The organism is Streptomyces sp. NBC_01445 (assembly GCF_035918235.1).
GTDB lineage: Bacteria > Actinomycetota > Actinomycetes > Streptomycetales > Streptomycetaceae > Streptomyces.
Genome location: NZ_CP109485.1, coordinates 2,867,640 through 2,886,469 on the forward strand (window position 1 = coordinate 2,867,640; position 18,830 = coordinate 2,886,469).

The window sequence follows — 18,830 nt, forward strand, 5'->3', positions numbered from 1 at the left end:
CGCGCGGCCTGCACTGGAGGGACGGTGGCCGCGTCCCGGGAGCGGGAGCACGTGGGAATGCGGCGAGGGGAGGGTCGCGCGGAGCTGGGCCGAGTGGGTGACGGGGCGCCGGCGGGGGCGGCGCCGGTCACCCGCGCGCGTCCGTTACCCCCGCGCCCGCTCCACCCTGCGCTCGTCCCAGACGGGCTCGTCGGACTCGCGCAGCCGGCCGTCGCTGCCGAAGACGAGGTAGCGGTCGAAGGAGCGCGCGAACCAGCGGTCGTGCGTGACGGCGAGGACCGTGCCGTCGAACGCCTCCAGGCCCTCCTGGAGCGCCTCCGCGGACTCCAGGTCGAGGTTGTCCGTCGGCTCGTCGAGGAGGAGCGCCGTCACTCCGGCCAGTTCGAGCAGCAGGATCTGGAAGCGGGCCTGCTGGCCGCCCGAGAGCCGCTCGAACTTCTGCTCGGCCTGGGCCGTCAGCTCGTAGCGCCGCAGCCGTCCCATCGCCGCGCCGCGGTCCTTGGCGTGGTCGAGCCAGAGGATGTCGAGCAGGGTGCGGCCCTGGAGCTCGGGGTGGGCGTGGGTCTGGGCGAAGTGGCCGGGCACGACGCGCGCGCCGAGCCTCCACTCCCCCGTGTGCGCGACCGTGTCGTCGGGGTTCCCGGCGAGCAGGCGCAGGAAGTGCGACTTGCCCGAACCGTTCGAGCCGAGGACCGCGACCCGCTCGCCGTAGAAGACCTCCAGGTCGAACGGTTGCATGAGGCCGGTCAGCTCAAGGCCCTTGCAGGTGATGGCCCGCACCCCGGTGCGGCCGCCGTGCAGGCGCATGGTGATGTCCTGCTCGCGCGGCGGCTCCGGCGGGGGTCCCGCCTCCTCGAACTTGCGCAGGCGGGTCTGCGCCGCCGCGTAGCGGGACGCCATCTCGTGGCTGACCGCGGCCGCCTGCCGCAGGTTGAGGACGAGCTTCTTCAGCTGGGCGTGCTTCTCGTCCCAGCGCCTGCGCAGCTCCTCGAAGCGCGCGAACCGCTCGCGCCGCGCCTCGTGGTACGTCGCGAAGCCGGCGCCGTGCACCCAGGCGTCGGCGCCGGCGGGGCCCGGCTCGACGCTGACGATCTTCTCGGCGGAGCGGGCGAGCAGTTCCCGGTCGTGGGAGACGAACAGGACCGTCTTACGGGTCTCGCGCAGCTTCTCCTCCAGCCAGCGCTTACCGGGCACGTCGAGATAGTTGTCCGGCTCGTCGAGGAGGAGGACCTCGTCGGTGCCGCGCAGCAGCGCTTCGAGGACGAGTCGTTTCTGCTCGCCGCCGGAGAGCGTGCGGACCTCGCGGAACTGGGCCGTGTCGTACGGGATGCCGAGGGCGGCCGTGGTGCACATGTCCCAGACCGTCTCGGCCTCGTAGCCGCGCGCCTCGGCCCAGTCGGACAGGGCCTGCGCGTACTCGAGCTGCGCCGCCTCGTCGTCGACGGTCATGATCAGGTGCTCGGCCTTGTCGACGGCCTTCGCCGCCTCCCTGATCCGCGGGGTCGCAACCGATACGAGCAGGTCGCGCACGGTCGTCTCGTCGCGCACCGAGCCGACGAACTGCGACATGACGCCGAGCCCTCCGCCGACGGTGACGGTGCCGCCGTGCGGCTTCAGCTCGCCGGAGATCAGCTTGAGGAGCGTCGTCTTTCCCGCGCCGTTCGGCCCCACGAGGGCCACCACGGAGCCCTCCCCCACCCGGAAGGAGACATCACCGAGCAGCGCCCGCCCGTCCGGCAAGTAGTACTCGAGGTGCGCGGCTTCCAGATGTCCCATGGTCCGCATTGTGGGCGCCCGGCCGGGTGAGGAGCAAAACGATTTCGGCACGCCCTTGGGGTGCGGGGTCCCACGACGGGTACACGTGCGCAATGTGCGCTGACCTCGACCATCTGACCACCTGGCGGACCGCGCCCCCTGCGGGCCCCGGCCTGCGCGGCCGGCTCGCTGCCCTTGACCTGCGTGTTTTCGAGTATGCGGCGCGCCGGCACTGGCCGGGCGGCGACCGTGTCCTGCCCCGGCTGAGCCGCAGTGCGAACCATGGGGTGCTGTGGTTCGCGGTGGCGGGCGCGCTGGCGGTGGGCGGTTCACCGAAGGCCCGCCGCGCGGCCGTGCGCGGGGTCGCCTCGCTCGCGGTGGCGTCCGCGACGATCAACACGCTCGGCAAGCGTTCGGTGCGCAGGCCGCGGCCCGCGCTCGACCCGGTGCCGCTGGTGCGGCGCCTGAAGCGGCAGCCGGTCACGACGTCGTTCCCGTCCGGGCATGCGGCGTCGGCGGCCGCGTTCGCCGCGGGCGTCGCGCTGGAGTCCCGCCCGCTGGGCGCGCTGGTGGCGCCCCTCGCGTTCTCCGTCGCCGCGTCCCGTGTCTATACGGGCGCCCACTTCCCGGGCGACGTCCTCGCGGGCGCCGCGCTCGGGGCGGGCGCGGCCTTCGCGGTACGGGGCCTCGTGCCGACCCGCGACCAGATGCCGTCGCCGGGCCGGCCGCTGGTGGACGACGTGCCGAAGCTGCCCGGCGGGGAGGGCCTGGTGATGGTGGTCAACACCGGTGCGGGCAGTCCGGACCAGGCGCGGACGCTGCGCGGCCTGCTGCCGCACGCCGAGATCGTCGAGGCCGAGGGATCCGATCTGCCGGCCGCGCTGGAGAAGGCGGCGACCCGGGCGCGGGCGCTCGGGGTGTGCGGCGGGGACGGCACCGTGAACACGGCGGCGGGCGTCGCCCTGCGCCACGGTCTGCCGCTCGCCGTGCTTCCGGGCGGCACGCTCAACCACTTCGCGTACGACCTGGGGATCGAGGACCCGGGTGATCTGTCGCGGGCCGTCGAGGCGGGCGACGCCGTGGCGGTCGACGTCGGCCGCTTCCGGTCGTCGGCCACCTCCGGGATCTTCCTCAACACCTTCAGCCTGGGCGTGTACCCGGAGCTGGTGAAGGAGCGCGAGCGCTGGTCGCGGCGGATCGGCGGCCGGCTCGCCGACGTGGTGGCCGCCACGCACGTGCTGCGCCGCGACCACCCGCTGCAGGCCGAACTGGACGGTACGCGGCGGCCGTTGTGGATGGTGTTCGCCGGGAACTGCACGTATCGCCGGATGGGGCTCACGGCGGGCCGGCGCGCGGACCTCGCGGACGGCCTGCTCGACGTGCGCGTGGTGCACGGCGGCCGACTGCCGGGCGTGCGACTCCTTGCGGCGGCGTTCGCGGGACCGCTGTCCCGCTCCCCGTTCCACGCCGCGGTCCGGCGCACGCGGCTGCGCATGGACCACATCAGTCCCGGCACGCCACTGGCCTTCGACGGTGAAGTCGGGCCGTGCGGACGGGAGTTGACCATCGACAAGCAGCACGAGGCGCTGCGGGTCTACCGGCCGCTGACCATACTGTGACACGTCCAAGTGGGTCCGCATCATGAGATGGGCATCTCAATATTCGGAGGGGCGGCGTACGGTGAGCCCACTGGGTTCACCGCTCACCGATCTTGCGAAGGGGTCCACCATGCCGAAGGAGACCGCTGTCTACACGCACGGCCACCACGAGTCCGTGCTGCGCTCCCACACCTGGCGCACCGCCGCCAACTCGGCGGCGTATCTGCTCGGTTCACTCAAGCCGCACATGAAGATCCTGGACATCGGATGCGGCCCGGGGACCATCACCGCCGACCTGGCTGCGCTGGTACCCGAGGGACATGTCACCGGCGTGGACCAGGCCGCGGGGATCCTCGACCAGGCCAGGGCGACGGCGGCCGAACGCGGCCTGACCAACGTCGACTTCGCGACCGCGGACGTCCACGCGCTGGACTACCCGGACGACACGTTCTGCGTCGTGCACGCCCACCAGGTGCTCCAGCACGTCGGCGACCCGGTGCAGGCCCTGCGCGAGATGCGCCGGGTCACCAAGCCCACCGGGTTCATCGCCGTCCGCGATTCGGACTACGCGGCCATGACCTGGTACCCGAACGCGCCGGCCATGGAGGACTGGCTGGACCTGTACCGGCGGGTCGCCCGCGCCAACGGCGGCGAGCCGGACTCGGGCCGGCGCCTCAGATCCTGGGCGCTGGAAGCCGGTTTCGACGCGACCGACATCAACTCGTCATCCTCCACCTGGTGTTATGCCACACCGGACGAGATCGACTGGTGGAGCGGCCTGTGGGCGGACCGCACCCTCGCCTCCGCGTACGCCGAGCGCGCGACGGAGAGCGGCCACGCGACGACCGGACAGCTGGAAGCGATCTCCGAGGCGTGGCGGACCTGGGGGAAGCAGCCCGACGCCTGGTTCTCGGTGCTGCACGGCGAGATCCTGTGCCGCAAGACGGATCGCGAGGGCGCTGCGAGCTGAGCCGAGCGATGCGGGACCCGTGCCGCCGGCCTCCGGTGACACGGGCCCCGCCGCCCGCGCATGACCGATCCCCGGAAACGATCACGCGTCCGCGCGTGGCCAACTACGCTCACCGCCATGGAGATCCTGGGAACCACGCTGCGAATCTGCGTCGAGGACCTGGAGTCCTCGGTCGCGTTCTACGAACGGCTCGCGGGCAGCCGGGCCCTGCGCTTCGAGCGCGGCGGTGTCTCCGTCGCGGCGGTCGGCTGCTTCCTCCTGATGAGCGGGCCGAAGGAGGAGATCGACGTCCTGCGCAAGGTCTCGGCGACGATCGCCGTCCCGAACGTCGACGAGGCGCACGCCGTCCTCAGCGCGTCCGGCGCACGCGTCCTCGCCGGGCCGGTCCCGACGCCCGCCGGCCGCAATCTGATCGCGATGCACCCGGACGGCTCCGTCTTCGAGTACGCCGACCGGCAGGGCCAGGCCCAGGCATAGCGCGAGGCCGCGGGCCCGTCACCGTATCCTCGCCCGGGCAGGCGGGAGTGAGGACGGTGGACATGGCGGGCAGCGACGGTGACGGCGGGGAGACCCGGGAGGCCGGGGAATCCGTGAGGAGGGGCGGCGCCCGGCCGCCGCTCGGCTCGCGCGCGCGGGACGCGATCCGGCAGCGCATCATCGACCGGCGCTACCCGCAGGGCTCCCGGCTCGTCGAGCGCGAGGTCGCCGAAGAGCTGCAGATGTCGCGTGTCCCGGTGCGGGAGGCGCTCCGCTCGCTCGTCACCGAGGGCCTGCTCGAACTTCTGCCGCACAGCGGGGTACGCGTACGGCGGCTGGCGCGGGCCGACGTGGAGCATCTCTACGAGGTGTGGGAGCCGCTGGCCGTACAGGCGTCCCGGCTCGCGGCCCGGCGCGTCGCGCGGGCCGCGCCGCAGGAGCCGGAAGGGCTCGGCGCGCTGCGCGGGACGCTGGACGTGGCGGAGCGCGCGGCCGCGGCGGACGAGGGGGCGCGCGAGGTGGCCGCGCACACCGCATTCCACGAGGGCATCGTGACCCTGTCCGGGAATCCGCTCCTTGCGCGCACCATGGAACAGCTCGGCTGGCAGCTGCAGCTGCTGTTCGGCCTGCGCGAGGAGCCCGCCCATATGCGGGCACAGCATGCGGTGATCTTCCGGCACATCGTCGCGGGCGACGAGGAGACCGCCGCGGCGAGCACGCTGCTGCACGTGCGCGACAGCCGGTCGGTGGCCCTGCGCTCACTCTTCGGTGACGAGGGCGATGACGGCCGGGGGGACGGCCACGGCGACGCTTTGTATACCAGCCTCTATTAGATTCTGTTCCGGTTGACCAGAATCCGGGCAGAACATGCAGGTCAGACCTGAGCGGAATCATCCCCTCCTTGCCCGCTCCCCCATCTTGGTATACAAAATGTCGGGCCAACCGATCCCTCCCGCCATCCGCCGAGGAGCCCCGCATGTGCGTCGAGAACTGCCCCCCGCCGTCGAACCGGCTGACCCGCCGAGGCGTACTCGCGGGTGCCGCCGCACTCGCGGGCACCACCGCCGCCCTCGCCGCCGCGCCCGGCGCGTCCGCCGCCGCCCCTATGACGCGCACGTCCGCCACCCGCTCCGGAAACGCCCCCCGCGGCGGTGACCTCGTCATCGACGGCGGCACGCTCCTCGACCCCGCGACGGGCAAGGTCACCGAGGACGCGGTCGTCGTCATCCGCGACGGCGTCGTCCGCGCGGCCGGCCCCCGGGCCCGCGTCGACGTCCCCGAGGGCGCCACCGTCCTCGACGCCCACGGCCAGTGGGTCCTGCCCGGACTCGTCGACTCGCACATCCACCTGAACACCGCCGCCGAGGCCGCCAAGACCCTCGCGCTCGGCGCCACCACCGCGCGCAGCGGTTCGACGAACTTCTACCAGGACATCGCCGTCCGCGAGCTCTCCCGGCAGGCCCCGGGCCTGGCCCCCCGACTGCGCGCGTCCGGCGTCTTCGTCACCCCCGACCTCGGTGACACGATCCTCGCGGACCCCGACCTCACCCCGCTCGCCCGCCTCAAGGGCGGCGTCACCTCGACCGAGGCGCTGCGCCGCGTCGTCGAGGTCAACCTGGCCCGTGGTGTCGACACCGTCAAGACGCGTGTGAACCCGCGCGCCGGCCTGGCCGAGCAGGACCCGCTGGAGCAGGTCTACAGCCGCGAGCAGCTCTCCACGATCGTCGCCACCGCCCGCCGCGGCGGCAAGGACGTCCTGTGCCACAGCTACAGCGAGATGGGCTGCCACGACGCCGTCATGGCCGGCGTCAAGTCCGTCGAGCACGGCGCGTTCATCAGTGAGCGGACCCTGCACGAGATGCGCCGCCGTGGTACGTACTTCACGCCCACGATGGTCGCGATCGGCGGCATGATCGGCGACCCCGACCCGGTTCTCGACGAGCGCGGCCGCACCTACCTGCCGAAGCTCAAGGCCGCCGCGAAGCTCGCCCACGAGCTGGGCGTGGGCCTGGTGTCCGGCACGGACTCGTCGGGCGGCTCGGTCGAGCCGATCGGCGCCGAGATCGAGATGATGCACTCGGCCGGTCTGTCCGCGCTCGACGCGATCCGCACCGCGACCACCAACGCGGCCCGTCTTCTCGGCTTCGAGGGCCAGGTGGGCCGTCTCGCGCGCGGTTACGCGGGCGACGCCATCCTGCTGTCCGGCAATCCGCTCGCCGACGTGTCGGTGCTGAAGAAGCCGGTGCGCGTGGTGCGGGCGGGTGTTGCCGTATGAGCGCCGTCGTCTTCAGGAACGTACGCCCGCTCGGTGCGGCGGAGGCCGTGGACCTCGCCGTCGTCGACGGGGTGATCGTCGACGCTCCCGCGCCCGAGGGTGCCGAGATCGTCGACTGCGGCGGCCGGATCGCGCTGCCGACCCTGGTGGACGCGCACATCCACCCGGACAAGACCGCGTGGGGCGAGCCCTGGGTGTCGCGCAAGCCCGCGTCGGGGATCGCCGAATTCGCCGCCGCGGACGCCGAGTTGTACCGCTCGCAGACCACGCCCCTCAAGGACCGCGCCCAGCGCCTGATGGCGCACGCGGTCACCCGGGGCACCCGGGCGATGCGGGCCCATGTCGATGTCGCGCCCGCTTTCGGCCTTGCCGGAGTCGAGGGTGTCGGCGCCGCGCGTGAGGCGCTGCGGGACGCGGTCGACGTGCAGATCGTCGCGTTCCCGCAGCACGGCGTCCTGCGGGCGCCCGGCACCGCGGAGCTCCTGGAGGAGGCGGCCCGCACCGGTGGCATCGACATCGTGGGCGGCATCGACCCGATCGGGTTCGACGAGGCGCTCGACGCCCAGCTCGACCTGGTCTTCGGGATCGCCGACCGGCACGGCGTGGGCGTCGACATCCACCTCCACGACCAGTCCGTCCCCGGCCTGACCGCGGTGCACGCGATCATCGACCGGACCAGGGCGCTGTCCCTCCAGGGCAAGGTCAGCATCAGTCACGCGTTCTGCGTGCCCAGCCTCGAAGGGGTCGCACTCGACCGCATGGGCGCGGAGTTGGCGGACGCGGGGATCTCCCTGACGACCGTGGCGCCGTCGCGGCCGCTGGTCCTGCCCACGCGCCGGCTGCGCGAGCTCGGGGTGCGGGTCGGGCTCGGCTCGGACGGGGTGCGCGACTCGTGGAGTCCGTTCGGCAACGCCGACATGCTGCACCGGGCGCATCTGCTCGCCCGGGCCCAAGGGGCGCGTCTGGACGAGGAGTTGGCCGACGCCTTCCGCGTCGCCGCCGATGACGGCGCCCGTGTCCTCGGCCTCCCCCACCTGGATCTGTCCCCCGGCTCGCCGGCCGACTTCTTCCTGGTGCGCGGCGAGTGCCTGCCCCAGGTCGTGGTGGACCTGCCCGCGCGTGACCTGGTGGTCAGGGCGGGCCGGGTCGTGGCCAGGGACGGCGAGCTGCTGCTCCCCTGACCACACGCGCCGCCGCCCGCCGGGTCAGGACTCCCCGGGCCGCATGCTGAAGTCGTACTGGGCGGGCAACCGTTCGCCCGGTGCGGCGAGGCGTGCCCACAGTTCGGCGATGACCTCCGAGCCCTCGCGCAGGTCGGCGACCTCGAAGCCCTCGTCGAACACGGCCCGTGCCGCCTCCTTGTCGCCCTCGGCGAGGAGGAGCCGAGCCTCGACGAGCCGGAAGCGGCCGCGGGCCCGGGTCGTGGCGTGCAGCCGGTCCCAGACGGTGCGGGCCGCTCCGGGACGCCGGGCCGCGAGCAGCGCGTCGATGGCCTCGCGGCCCAGCGCCGCGGTGGCCGCCGTCCAGGCCTCGCCGTCGTCGCGCCGCTCCTGGCACAGATCGTCGAAGGCCTCGGCGTAGCGGTCGGCCGCGCGTTCGCGATGGCCCGTCTCCTGGTCGGCGACGGCCAGGCAGCGCAGCAACGGCCAAAGAGACGGGGCGAGTTCCAGGCCGCGCTCCCAGCTGCGTACGGCCTGGGCCAGGTCGCCCGCGTGCCATTGGGCGACGCCGAGGTGGTACTCGGTGAGCGGCTGCGCGGGCGCCGTCTCCAGCATGTCCCGCCAGTGCGGCGCGACGAGGGTGGGCCCGGGCGGTCCGACGCGGCGCGGCTCGGGGATGGAGCCGGTGCGCAGGAGGTCGAGCCAGGGTGCCTGCGCCGGGCCGAGGGTCGACTCGGTGAAGGGGGTGCCCGGCAGCTTGAAGTCGCCGCGCAGCACTTCGAGGGCGCCCCACCCGGAGCCCTCCGCGAGCGACTCCTTCGGCTCCGCGTCGGCGTGCGGGCGCCAGGCCGCGTAGGCGGCGTCGACATCCGCCCTCGGCAGCGCGGCTTCGAGGCACTCCTCGACCTCGCCGCGCGCGGCCGCCCAGTCCTCGGCGGAGTGCACGGCGTCGGGCGCCGCGGACAGCGGCCCGTACGACTCCAGCCAGGCGAACTCGCCCTCGGCGTCCAGGCGTACGTGCTCCAGCTGTGTACGGGCGAGGCCCGCCTGTATCTCGGCGTAGCCGCGAGTGCCCGGCTCGGTCAGCCACTCCTGCCAGCGCCGCCCGCCCTCGCCGTGGCCCCACAGGAACAGCTTGCGGCCGCGCAGCAGGTCGGTCGAGGTCTGTACGAGCCCGTGCCCGTCGTCGTCGAGCGCGGCGATCCAGCGGCGCTGGCCGTCGGGGACCTCGTAGAAGTAGTCGGCCGGGAATTCGCCGCTGAGGGGGTAGGTGCGGTCCACGCCGTCGGACTCCGGGACGGGGACGCGGCGCAGGCTGCGCTCGTAGCCGAAGTGCCAGGCCTCGTCGGCGGGGGCGAGGACGCGGTGTTCCTCGGGGACGGCGATGTTCGACCACCAGTAGACGGGCGCGGGCCGTTCGTGGGGATTGCGTATCCGCACCCCGACGTGGAGGAAGTCGGATCCGGCGGGCAGCCACAGGTCCACCTGGAACGGCAGGTCGCGCAGGCGCTCCCACTCCCACAGGCGCAGCATGTCGCCGCCGTCGGGCGCGGTGACACGGGCGGCGTGCAGAGGTGCGCAGGACAGGGTGGTGTGCCCGGTCGCGCCGATGTTCCACTCGATGCCGCCGGAGAACCAGGCGCCGTTGAGGGCGAAGTCGGCGGGCTGGAACACCGGGTTGCGGTACAGGAGTTCGCGTCCGGTGGGCTTGTGGAACATCGAGTGGACACGGCCGCCCAGGCCCGGCAGGACCGTGACGCGCAGCCGGTCGTTCTCGATCACGAGCGTGTCGAGGGTGAGGGCGGCGCGCTCGCGCCCGTAGCCGTTCTTGAGCCGCTCCGGCAGGACGCTGCGCAGCTTCTCGTAGCCGATCTGGCGGGCCATGTCGCGCGGCATGCCCTGCTTGGAGCGGTCGTCGACTTCGTGGAGTTCGTCGAGGGGCCGCAGCGGCGGCAGCGGGTCGGGGGCACCCACCGCCACGCCGGGCAGGGTCAGTACGTCGCGTCGAAGGGTCGTCCGCTCGGCCTGCGAGTCCGTCAAGTCCGCCTCCCGGTTCATGGGGCCCGCCGTCCGCACGCGGTGTGCCCCGACGACCATGGAACAGGCTCGCCCCCGAGCTGACCAGGGGCTCTCCAGGTCAGAATTGAGCAAAGCCGCATTTACGGAAGAAGATCAGCCGGAAGCACCGGGCATCTCGGCCGTGAGCGCCCAGCGCTCGTGATCGCGCCAGGCGCCGTCCACGAAGATGAAGTCGGGCGAGTAGCCCTCCCGGCGGAACCCGGCGCGGCGGGCGAGCGCGATGGACGCCTCGTTGCCCGGCTGCATGTTGATCTCCAGGCGGTGCAGTCCGAGGGGGCCGAAGGCATACCGGACGACGAGGCCGAGGCCCTCGCTCATGATGCCGCGGCCCGCCGCGTGCGCGAACACGCCGTAGCCGAGGGCGCCGCTGCGGAAGCCGCCGCGGACGATGTTGTTGATGTTGATGAAGCCTGCGATGCCGCCACCGCCCCCGTCGTCCGTCCGCTCGCACACCAGGAATCCGCAACGGGTCGGATCGTCGATGAGTGCGCCCGCGTAGGCGGCGTAGGTGTCGGCGGCGGTGGGTGGGAAGAGCCAGGGGTGGTGCAGGTCCGCGCTCTCCCGCGCCCGCGCGGTGAACTCTTCTCCGTCCACGAGCGTGAAGGGGCGTATGCCCACGTGGGGGCCTTCGTCGAGGAAGCGGCGGCTGGTGGCAGACATCCGGCCAGCCTACGCCGCGGCCGTGGGGCGGCAGCGGGTTCGTGTCACTTGCGCCTGCTGATGCAGTAGCCGCCGCAGGTCGCCCCGATGACGGCGACGGCGCCGAGCGCCGGATGGAGCGGCATGGACACTTCGGGGATCAGCAGGCGGATCCTGACCTGCCAGGTGCTCTCGAAGACGAAGACGACGACGGGGACGACCCGCACGATGACGGCGATCCGGTCCGGTGAAGGTGCCGGTGACGCCGCTCCTGTCGGAGCTCGCCGTGTCCTTGGGACTCATCCGGGGACCCTTCCGTCGGAGCGACGCGTGCCTTCCCCGCCCAGCATGGACAGCCGGGCGGGGTTCGCGCACGGCGGGGTGTCCCTCCGGGGCGGGGCGCGCGGCCGTACGGGTGACGGCCGCGGCCCCGGGTCGCCCTACTGTCCGACGACCGGCAGCTCCAGGACGCCGGTGTCCTCGGGCGCGCTGGTGACGGTGACAGGCTTGATGCCCTTGTTGCCGCCGTACGCGTCGTCGCTCGCCGCGATGACGAACTGGAGGCGGTGCCCCGTCTCGTAGCGGTGGACGATGCCGGGCAGCGACACCGTGAAGGAACGGGTCACGTCCGGCACACGGACCGGTGCGACCAGTCGGTGGACGAGTGTCTTGCTGCCGTCCGGCGCGATGTCGTACAGCTTCGCGAAGAGGACGAGTTTGTCGGCGGCGTCGTCCGAGTTCTGGACGCGCTCGGTCTTCGGTGAGACGACCTTGAGGGTGGCCTTCGGGGAGCCCACGACGTCGGTCGTGCTGGTCAGCGGCTCGCTGGTCCAGCCGAGGTAGGTGCCCGCGGTGTCGCGCGGGGCGGGGTCGGGCAGGCCGATCAGGCCGGCGAGGGAGGACTCGGAGTGGCTGGTGGGGATCAGCCAGTTCGCGTACTCGCGGCTGCCGCGCGCGACCTTCGCCCGGTTGTCGACGAGCTTGCCGTCGCCGGACAGAAACAGCTTCCGGCTCAGGGCCGGGACGCTCTGCGCGGTGGCGTAGGTCCGGTCCGGGTCCGTGATCCAGTCGCGGTAGTAGGCGAACGCGGGGCCGGTGTCGACGTCCTTCTTGTGCTGGAGGTAGCGGTCGAACCAGGCGAGGATCCGCTTGCCGACGTACGAGGTCTCCAGGTTGCCCTGCGCGAGGTTGAGTTCGCCGCTCGCCGGATCCGTCAGGCCGCCGCTGTGACCCCAGGACTGCCAGATCATCTTGGTGGTCGTGCCCTGTGCCTTGAGGGTCCCGTACGTGGCCTGCGCCTCGTTCAGGTTGAAGAGGCTGTCGGACTGGCCCTGCACGAGCAGTGTCGGCGCCTTGACCCGCTTCAGGTACGAGACCGGGGAGACGCTGCGCGCGTAGTCGAGCATCGGTCCCGTCTTGTCGGACGGGTAGCGGCCGGAGTTCAGCGTGCTGATCGTCTCGCAGGCATCGGTGACGAAGTGCAGGCAGGTCAGCTTGTTGATCCGGGACGGGTCGAGGGACGGTTCGAGGAGGGGCTGGCCCTCACCGATCAGGTAGAAGCCGTTGGTCCACTGCCACTTGAAGGAGCCGGGGACGGAACGGTCGGCGGCGTTGTTCGGGTCGAGGGAGTACGCCAGGTCGTTCCAGGTGATCATCGGGACGAGCGCGTCCACGCGGTGGTCGACCGCCGCGGTGGCCAGCTGGATCGCGCCTCCGTACGAGCCGCCGATCATGCCGACGCGGGGGTCGCCCTTGCCGTCCTCGGTGACGTAGTCGGCCTTCGTGCCGTCGTCGGCCGCGCGGGTCCCGGCGAGGAAGTCGACCAGCCCGGAGGCCGCGGCGCCGTCGATGCGGGGGTCGTCGAGCGAGACGAGGCACCCCGACTTGCCGAAGCCGAGTCCGGAGTAGACGAGTCCGACGTAGCCGCGCGCGGCGAAGGCCTTGCCGATGGCGTCGGTCGAGCCGTCGGACTTGCTGCCGCCGAAGCCGTTGGTGGCGAGGACGGCGGGTGCGGTGTGGGTGGCGTCGACGCCGGCGGGCCGGTAGAGGTCGGCATCGACGACGCAGCTGCGGCCGCCGGCCTGGACGGTGAACTTCAGTGCGGTGACGGTGTATTCGCCCGTCTGCTGCGTCTGCGGCGTCGCGTTCGCAGGCGCTGCGAGGGCGAGGGGCGCGGCGACCATGGCGCCGAGGGCCAGCGCCAGGGGTGATCGCGGTCGGGATCGGGGCACGGCTACCTCCACGCTGAGGAAGACCCACCGGCTACCGACCGGTAAGTCTGGGCGTGGTCATGTTGTGACACGTGTCATACGCGGGTCAATCACCGGGACGCGTGTTTCTTGACGAAGATTCAGTAACCGAAAGATTCAGGCCAGCGCGGGCACATCCAGGCTCAACGTCCCGGCATCCGCGTCGAGTTCACCCGTGATGCCGAAGGGGATCGTCAGCGCCCCCTCGCAGTGCCCGAAGCCGAACTCCTCGACGACCGGTACGCCGAGACCGCCGAGCCGGTCGGCGAGCAGCGCGCGCAACCCGTCGTACGCGTCGCACTCCGCCCAGGATCCGAGCAGGATCCCCGAGACCCCGTCCAGCCAGCCGGCGCGCAGGAGTTGGGTGAGGTAGCGGTCGATGCGGTACGTCTCCTCGCCCGTGTCCTCCAGGCACAGCAGCCCGCCCGCGGCCGAGGGCCGGGCGTGCGGGTTGCCCAGGTCGGCGGCGAGCAGACAGAGGCAGCCGCCGAGCGTGACGCCGCGCGCGGTACCGCCCACGAGCGGCCGTCCGCCGTCCACCGACGTGATGGTCTGCACGGTCTCCGGTGCGAAGAGCGTGGCCTTCAAGTGGTCCTGCGCGCGGGCGCTCTTGAGGAAGTCCGCCGCCGCGACCATCGGTCCGTGAAGGGTCACGAGACCGAGCCGGGCGGCGAACGCCTCGTGCAGCGCCGTGATGTCGCTGTACCCGACGAACACCTTGGGCCCGGCCGCCCGCATCTCGTCCCAGTCGAGCAGGTCGGCCATGCGCTGCACGCCGTATCCGCCCCGCGCGCACAGGACGGCGTCGACGGACGGGTCGCACCAGGCCCGCTGGAGACCGGCGGCGCGCTCGGCGTCACCGCCCGCGAGGTAGTCGAACTGACCATGGACCGTGCGGACTTGGGGTTCGACGACGGGCTCGAGGTCCCAGCCGCGCAGGATGTCGAGACCTGCCTCCAGCCGTTCCTCGGGCACGGGTCCGCTGGGCGCGACGACGGCGACGCGCGCTCCGGGGGCGAGGCGTGCGGGTCGGGTCAGCGGTGTCGGTGACGTCACTTGGACAGCTCCAGCGTGGGGATCCCGGTCGGATGGAGGCCGAACACCTGGGCGTACAGGGAGAGTTCGGACTCCAGGACGCGGATCATGGTGTCCGCGCGCCGGAACCCGTGGCTCTCGCCCTCGAAGGCGATGTACGCGTGCGGGACGCGGCGCCCCTCCAGGCGGGCGAGGAAGCGCTCGCACTGCGCGGGCGGGCAGATCACGTCGTCGAGGCCCTGGAGCAGCAGGAACGGCGCGGTGAGCCGCTCCGCGTGCTCGGCCGGCGAGCGCTCCACGTACCGCGCGGGCACTTCGGCGAGCGGTCCGACGAGCGACTCCAGGTACTGGGACTCGAAGTCGTGGGTCTCGCCGGAGCCCCAGGCCGTGAGGTCGAGGATGGGGTAGAGGATCGTGCCGCAGGCGTAGACGTCGGTGCCGGTCAGGGACGCGGCCGTGGTCCAGCCCCCGGCGCTGCCGCCGCGGATCGCGAGCCGGTCGCGGTCGGCGGTGCCCTCGTCGGCGAGCGCGAGCGCCACGGCGGCGCAGTCCTCGACGTCGACGACGCCCCACTGTTCGCGCAGGCGGTTGCGATACTCACGGCCGTATCCGGTGGAGCCGCCGTAGTTGACCTCGGCGACGCCGATGCCGCGCGAGGTGAAGTAGGCGATCTCCAGGTCGAGTACGAGGGGCGAGTGCCCGGTGGGGCCGCCGTGTGCCCACACGACATAGGGCGGGAGTTCGTCGTCGGGCGCGGCGTGGGTGGGGCTGTGCGGCGGATAGATGTGGGCGTGGACGTCCCTGCCGTCGGGGCCCGCGAAGGTGCGGATCTGCGGCTCCGGGCAGTACGCGGGGTCGACGGCGTCGGTGTGCGCGGAGCCTACGACGCGCGCCCGGCCCGTAGCCGTGTCGAGCTCCACGACCTCGTGGCCGGTGCGGGGGCTGGCGGCGATGCCGACGACGCGGGTGCCGTGCACGGCGAGGGCCGGGCTCCACTCGGTCCAGGGTCCGGCCGTGTCCACGACCTCGCCGGTCGCCGGGTCGAGCACGCCGAGCGCGGTGGCGCCGACGCCGTGGACGACGGCGATCAGGCCGCTCTCCAGCGGGGCGAACCAGCGGTGGCCGATCTTCCAGAGCGGCCCCCCGAATTCCTCCTCGCGCGGGCACAGGGCCCGCGGTTCGCCGTCCGGGCCGACGCGATAGAGGTTCCACCAGCCGCTGCGGTCGCTGGAGTAGACGAGGGCGCCGTCCGGAGCCCACTCCACCTGCGCGACGGACTCTTCGGGCCCGCCGAACGCCGTCCTCGCCCCGCTGAACGTGCCTCCCTCGGTCACGTCCGCGACGACCAGCTCCGTGCCGTCCCACGGCATGCGCGGATGGTCCCAGGCGAGCCAGGCGGCGCGGCGGCCGTCGGGCGAGAGGCGGGGTCCGGTGACGAACCGGTGACGCCCGTCGGAGAGTTCACGCACGGCGGTGCGGTCCCCGGCCGCGCTTCCGTCGAGGGGCACCGCGGCGGCGACGCGGCGCACGTCGGTCGGCCCCTCCCCGGTGAACTCCTCCAGGACGCACCACACCTCGCCCCGGTCGAGGTGGATCTGCGGATCGGCCCAGCGCAGCCCGTCCCCCACCGCGGAGACGGGGGTGAGCGGGCGGGGTACGGCGCCGGGGGCGTCGGGCTCGTAGGCGTAGAGCCGCTGGTCGGCGAAGTCGACGAACACCACCAGCGGACCGCGCGGGCCCTCGGGGCGCCCGGCGCCGGCCCACGGCTGGCCGCCGTACTCGATGACGCGGCTGCGCACGTTCCACGGCGCGGGCAGCACGGTGTGCTCCGAGCCGTCGGCGCGCCGCCTGACCAGGGCCCGCCGGCCGCCCTCGCCGGGGCGGGGCTCCGTCCACCACGCCTCGTCGCCGACGAAGCCGACGTACTCGGGCTTCCCGTCGTGCGCCGCGGCGAGCGCGGCCGTGATCGGCGACGGCCACGATCCGTAATTCTGGATCAGCACCAACTTGTCCACGTCCCCCATGACTTCAGAGGCCCCCATGTTCTCCACGTGCAACGCCATTTCCTAGACCGTCTCCCCAACCGATGCCGAAACCCGCCCGACGGTGCCTACGCGGACCGCAGGAAGCGGTCGAGCACGCGGACGCCGAAGTGCAGCGCCTCCACCGGGACCCGCTCGTCCACGCCGTGGAAGAGCGCCTGGTAGTCGAAGCCCTCGGGGAGCTTCAGCGGCGCGAAGCCGTAGCCCGTGATGCCGAGCCGCGAGAACTGCTTGGCGTCGGTGCCGCCCGACATGCAGTACGGCACCACGTGCCCCTCGGGCGCGAACTCCTCGACGGCCGCGCGCATCCCCGCGAACGTCGGCGCGTCGACCGGCGCCTGGAGCGCGACCTCGCGGTGCTCGAACACCCAGTCCACATCGGGTCCGGTGAGCCGGTCGAGGGTCTCGCGGAACTCGTCCTCGCCGCCGGGCAGGTACCGGCCGTCGATGTACGCGCTCGCCTCGCCGGGGATCACGTTGATCTTGTATCCGGCGGACAGCATCGTCGGGTTGGCGCTGTTGCGGACGGTCGGCGCGACGAGCGCCGCGGCCGGGCCGAGCTTGGCGAGAAGTTCGTCGGCCGAGAAGTACGGGGAGTCCACGCCGGCGTCGATGCCGTACAGGGCGGCGAGTTCGGTGAGCGCGGCGGCCACGGTCGGGGTGAGCCGCACCGGCCACTCGTGCGCGCCGATCCGCGCGACGGCGGCGGCGAGCCTGGTGACGGCGTTGGCGTGGTTCACCTTCGAGCCGTGGCCCGCCTTGCCGTGCGCGGTGAGCCGGAGCCAGCCGGTGCCGCGCTCGCCCGCCGCGATCGGGTAGATCTGCTTGCCGTAGCCGTCGTGGAAGGTGAAGGCGCCCGATTCGCTGATGCCCTCGGTGCAGCCCTCGAAGAGGCCGGCGTGCTGGTCCGCGAGGAAGCCGGAGCCGTCCTCGGCGCTCGCCTCCTCGTCGGCGGTGAAGGCGACGACGATGTCCCGGCGCGGGCGCACCCCGGCGCGGGCCCATTGCCGGACGACCGCGAGGATCATCGCGTCCATGTTCTTCATGTCGACCGCGCCCCGGCCCCACACGACCCCGTCGCGGACCTCGCCGGAGAACGGGTGCACGCTCCAGTCGGCGGCCTCCGCGGGGACGACGTCGAGGTGGCCGTGGACGAGCATCGCGTCGGCGGACGGGTCCGTGCCGGCGATGCGCGCGACGACGTTCGTGCGCCCCTTCGTGCGTTCGAGGAGGGTGGGCTCAAGACCGGCTTCGGCGAGCTTCTCGGCCGCGTACTCGGCGGCCGGGCGCTCCTGGCAGTCGCCGCCCCCGCGGTTGGTGGTGTCGATGCGGATCAGCTCGGACGTGAAGGTCACGACCTCGTCGAGCGCCTGATCGTCCACCTGAAATGCCTGGTCAGCCATACTGTTCCTCCACCGCGGCCGAGACGATCGTGGTGACCGCCTTGAAGGTGCGGATGCCGTCGTACATGGTGTCGTTCGTGTAGGAGATCCTGCGCTCGCCGGTGCACCGGACTCCGGGCACCACCGTCGCGGCCATCGACAGGTGCTCGGCGTCGAATTCGAGCTCGATGGTGAACGGGCCGCCCTCGACGGGCTCGTGGCGCACGGCGAGCGCCGCCGCCTCCTTCGCCGCGGCCCTGACGTCGGCGGCGGTCCGCTTCGGCGTACGACAGACAGCCGCATACCGGGACACATAGTCCTTGACCGCGACCTTGCGGGCCTCTGGCGCGTAGCCGAGCGCGTCGTCGCAGGTGAGGTCGTCGCCCGTGACGAGGACGACGGGCACGCCGTACTCGGCGACGACGTGCGCGTTCAGCAGGCCCTCGCTCGCCCGTACGCCGTTGATCCAGACGCCGGTGATGGAGTTGGCGAGGTACGTGTGGGCGAGGACGCCCTCCGTGCCGGCGCCCGTGTGGTAGCCGATGAACGCGATGCCGTCGACGTCGCCGTGCTGGACACCCTCGACCATGGAGAGCGTCTTGTGGCGGCCCGTGATCATCTCCGCGCGCTCGTCGAGCTGCTCCAGGAGCAGATTGCGCATCGACCAGTGGGCCTCGTTGATGAGCACCTCGTCGGCGCCCCCGTCGAAGAAGCCGAGCACGGCGGCGTTGACGTCCGAGGTGAACATGGACCGGCAGCGCTCCCACTGCGGGGTGCCGGGCAGCACGTCCCCCGGCCAGGTCACGCCGGTGGCGCCCTCCATGTCGGCGCTGATGAGGATCTTCATGGCGCAACACGGTACGCGTCAGGGAACGCGCAGGCCAGAGCCACCCTGAGAGCCAGAGGTCCAGTCCACCGAAAGGCGGCGGGCACCCCTCCGGTCGGCGGATGCGCCGACGTCAGGACGCGGCCGGGTCCCGGCGCTCCTCCACCTCGTCCGACTTCATCGCCCGCGTCTCACTCTTGAGGATCCGGAGCGACTTGCCGAGCGCGCGCGCCGTGTCGGGCAGTTTCTTCGAACCGAACAGGCCGATGACCACGATCGCCACAATGAGCAGGTGCCAGGGCTCAAGACCGTTGCGGAACATTTTCGCCCCACCCTTCGTCTC

The 18,830-nt window shown here is 72.5% G+C and carries 15 protein-coding genes and 1 pseudogene; 6 read left to right on the forward strand and 10 right to left on the reverse strand.

The genetic code is table 11. The annotated features are described in order from the left end of the window. Nucleotides 1-144: 144 nt before the first annotated feature. Nucleotides 145-1,776: an ATP-binding cassette domain-containing protein gene (locus tag OG574_RS13200; RefSeq protein ID WP_326773380.1), complete on the reverse strand. Its 1,632-nt coding sequence runs from the start codon at nucleotides 1,774-1,776 to the stop codon at nucleotides 145-147. A 92-nt stretch (nucleotides 1,777-1,868) separates the two neighbouring features. On the opposite strand from OG574_RS13200, the gene OG574_RS13205 reads away from it, so the two are divergent. The 6 genes from OG574_RS13205 to OG574_RS13230 all read left to right on the forward strand — a co-directional run bounded on the left by OG574_RS13205 (nucleotide 1,869) and on the right by OG574_RS13230 (nucleotide 8,256). After that, nucleotides 1,869-3,374 carry a bifunctional phosphatase PAP2/diacylglycerol kinase family protein gene (locus OG574_RS13205; protein ID WP_326773381.1) on the forward strand — a complete coding sequence of 502 codons (1,506 nt, stop codon included), beginning with the start codon at nucleotides 1,869-1,871 and terminating at the stop codon, nucleotides 3,372-3,374. A 109-nt stretch (nucleotides 3,375-3,483) separates the two neighbouring features. Beyond that, nucleotides 3,484-4,323, forward strand: a complete 840-nt coding sequence (locus OG574_RS13210) for a class I SAM-dependent methyltransferase (RefSeq protein WP_326773382.1) — start codon at nucleotides 3,484-3,486, stop codon at nucleotides 4,321-4,323. Nucleotides 4,324-4,440: 117 nt separating this feature from the next. Continuing rightward, the gene (locus OG574_RS13215; protein ID WP_100591547.1) at nucleotides 4,441-4,800 is read left to right on the forward strand and encodes a VOC family protein; all 360 of its coding nucleotides are present in this window, start codon (nucleotides 4,441-4,443) and stop codon (nucleotides 4,798-4,800) included. A gap of 62 nt (nucleotides 4,801-4,862) precedes the next feature. Further along, a complete protein-coding gene (locus tag OG574_RS13220) occupies nucleotides 4,863-5,633 on the forward strand; it encodes a GntR family transcriptional regulator (protein WP_326773383.1) in 771 nt (256 codons plus the stop codon). Between the two features lie 143 nt (nucleotides 5,634-5,776). Beyond that, entirely contained in the window at nucleotides 5,777-7,075 is a 1,299-nt protein-coding gene (locus OG574_RS13225; protein ID WP_326773384.1) for an amidohydrolase family protein, read from the forward strand. Next, entirely contained in the window at nucleotides 7,072-8,256 is a 1,185-nt protein-coding gene (locus tag OG574_RS13230) for an amidohydrolase (RefSeq protein ID WP_326773385.1), read from the forward strand. The genes OG574_RS13225 and OG574_RS13230 overlap by 4 nt, the downstream gene beginning before the upstream one ends. Before the next feature lie 24 nt (nucleotides 8,257-8,280). Here the strand turns inward: OG574_RS13230 and OG574_RS13235 are convergent, their stop codons facing one another. From OG574_RS13235 to tatA, 9 genes and pseudogenes are all read right to left on the reverse strand, one after another. Then, the gene (locus OG574_RS13235) at nucleotides 8,281-10,275 is read right to left on the reverse strand and encodes a DUF5107 domain-containing protein (protein WP_326773386.1); all 1,995 of its coding nucleotides are present in this window, start codon (nucleotides 10,273-10,275) and stop codon (nucleotides 8,281-8,283) included. A 132-nt stretch (nucleotides 10,276-10,407) separates the two neighbouring features. Further along, nucleotides 10,408-10,974, reverse strand: coding sequence for a GNAT family N-acetyltransferase (locus OG574_RS13240; protein ID WP_326773387.1), 567 nt, complete (start codon nucleotides 10,972-10,974; stop codon nucleotides 10,408-10,410). A 44-nt stretch (nucleotides 10,975-11,018) separates the two neighbouring features. Then, nucleotides 11,019-11,180, reverse strand: a complete 162-nt coding sequence (locus tag OG574_RS13245) for a DUF1049 domain-containing protein (RefSeq protein WP_326773388.1) — start codon at nucleotides 11,178-11,180, stop codon at nucleotides 11,019-11,021. A gap of 213 nt (nucleotides 11,181-11,393) precedes the next feature. Continuing rightward, nucleotides 11,394-13,136, reverse strand: a complete 1,743-nt coding sequence (locus tag OG574_RS13250) for a CocE/NonD family hydrolase (protein ID WP_326778457.1) — start codon at nucleotides 13,134-13,136, stop codon at nucleotides 11,394-11,396. 183 nt (nucleotides 13,137-13,319) lie between these two features. Continuing rightward, nucleotides 13,320-14,258: a S66 peptidase family protein gene (locus OG574_RS13255; protein ID WP_326773389.1), complete on the reverse strand. Its 939-nt coding sequence runs from the start codon at nucleotides 14,256-14,258 to the stop codon at nucleotides 13,320-13,322. After that, on the reverse strand, nucleotides 14,255-16,261 hold the full coding sequence (locus OG574_RS13260) for a dipeptidyl-peptidase 5 (protein ID WP_326778458.1): 2,007 nt from the start codon (nucleotides 16,259-16,261) through the stop codon (nucleotides 14,255-14,257). The genes OG574_RS13255 and OG574_RS13260 overlap by 4 nt, the downstream gene beginning before the upstream one ends. An 86-nt stretch (nucleotides 16,262-16,347) precedes the next feature. Further along, the gene (locus OG574_RS13265) at nucleotides 16,348-17,682 is read right to left on the reverse strand and encodes a M20/M25/M40 family metallo-hydrolase (protein ID WP_326773390.1); all 1,335 of its coding nucleotides are present in this window, start codon (nucleotides 17,680-17,682) and stop codon (nucleotides 16,348-16,350) included. Then, the gene (locus tag OG574_RS13270) at nucleotides 17,675-18,508 is read right to left on the reverse strand and encodes a M55 family metallopeptidase (RefSeq protein ID WP_326773391.1); all 834 of its coding nucleotides are present in this window, start codon (nucleotides 18,506-18,508) and stop codon (nucleotides 17,675-17,677) included. The genes OG574_RS13265 and OG574_RS13270 overlap by 8 nt, the downstream gene beginning before the upstream one ends. A gap of 145 nt (nucleotides 18,509-18,653) precedes the next feature. Beyond that, nucleotides 18,654-18,809 (reverse strand): annotated as a pseudogene (gene tatA / locus OG574_RS13275) (Sec-independent protein translocase subunit TatA); the annotation flags it as partial. Nucleotides 18,810-18,830: the final 21 nt, after the last annotated feature.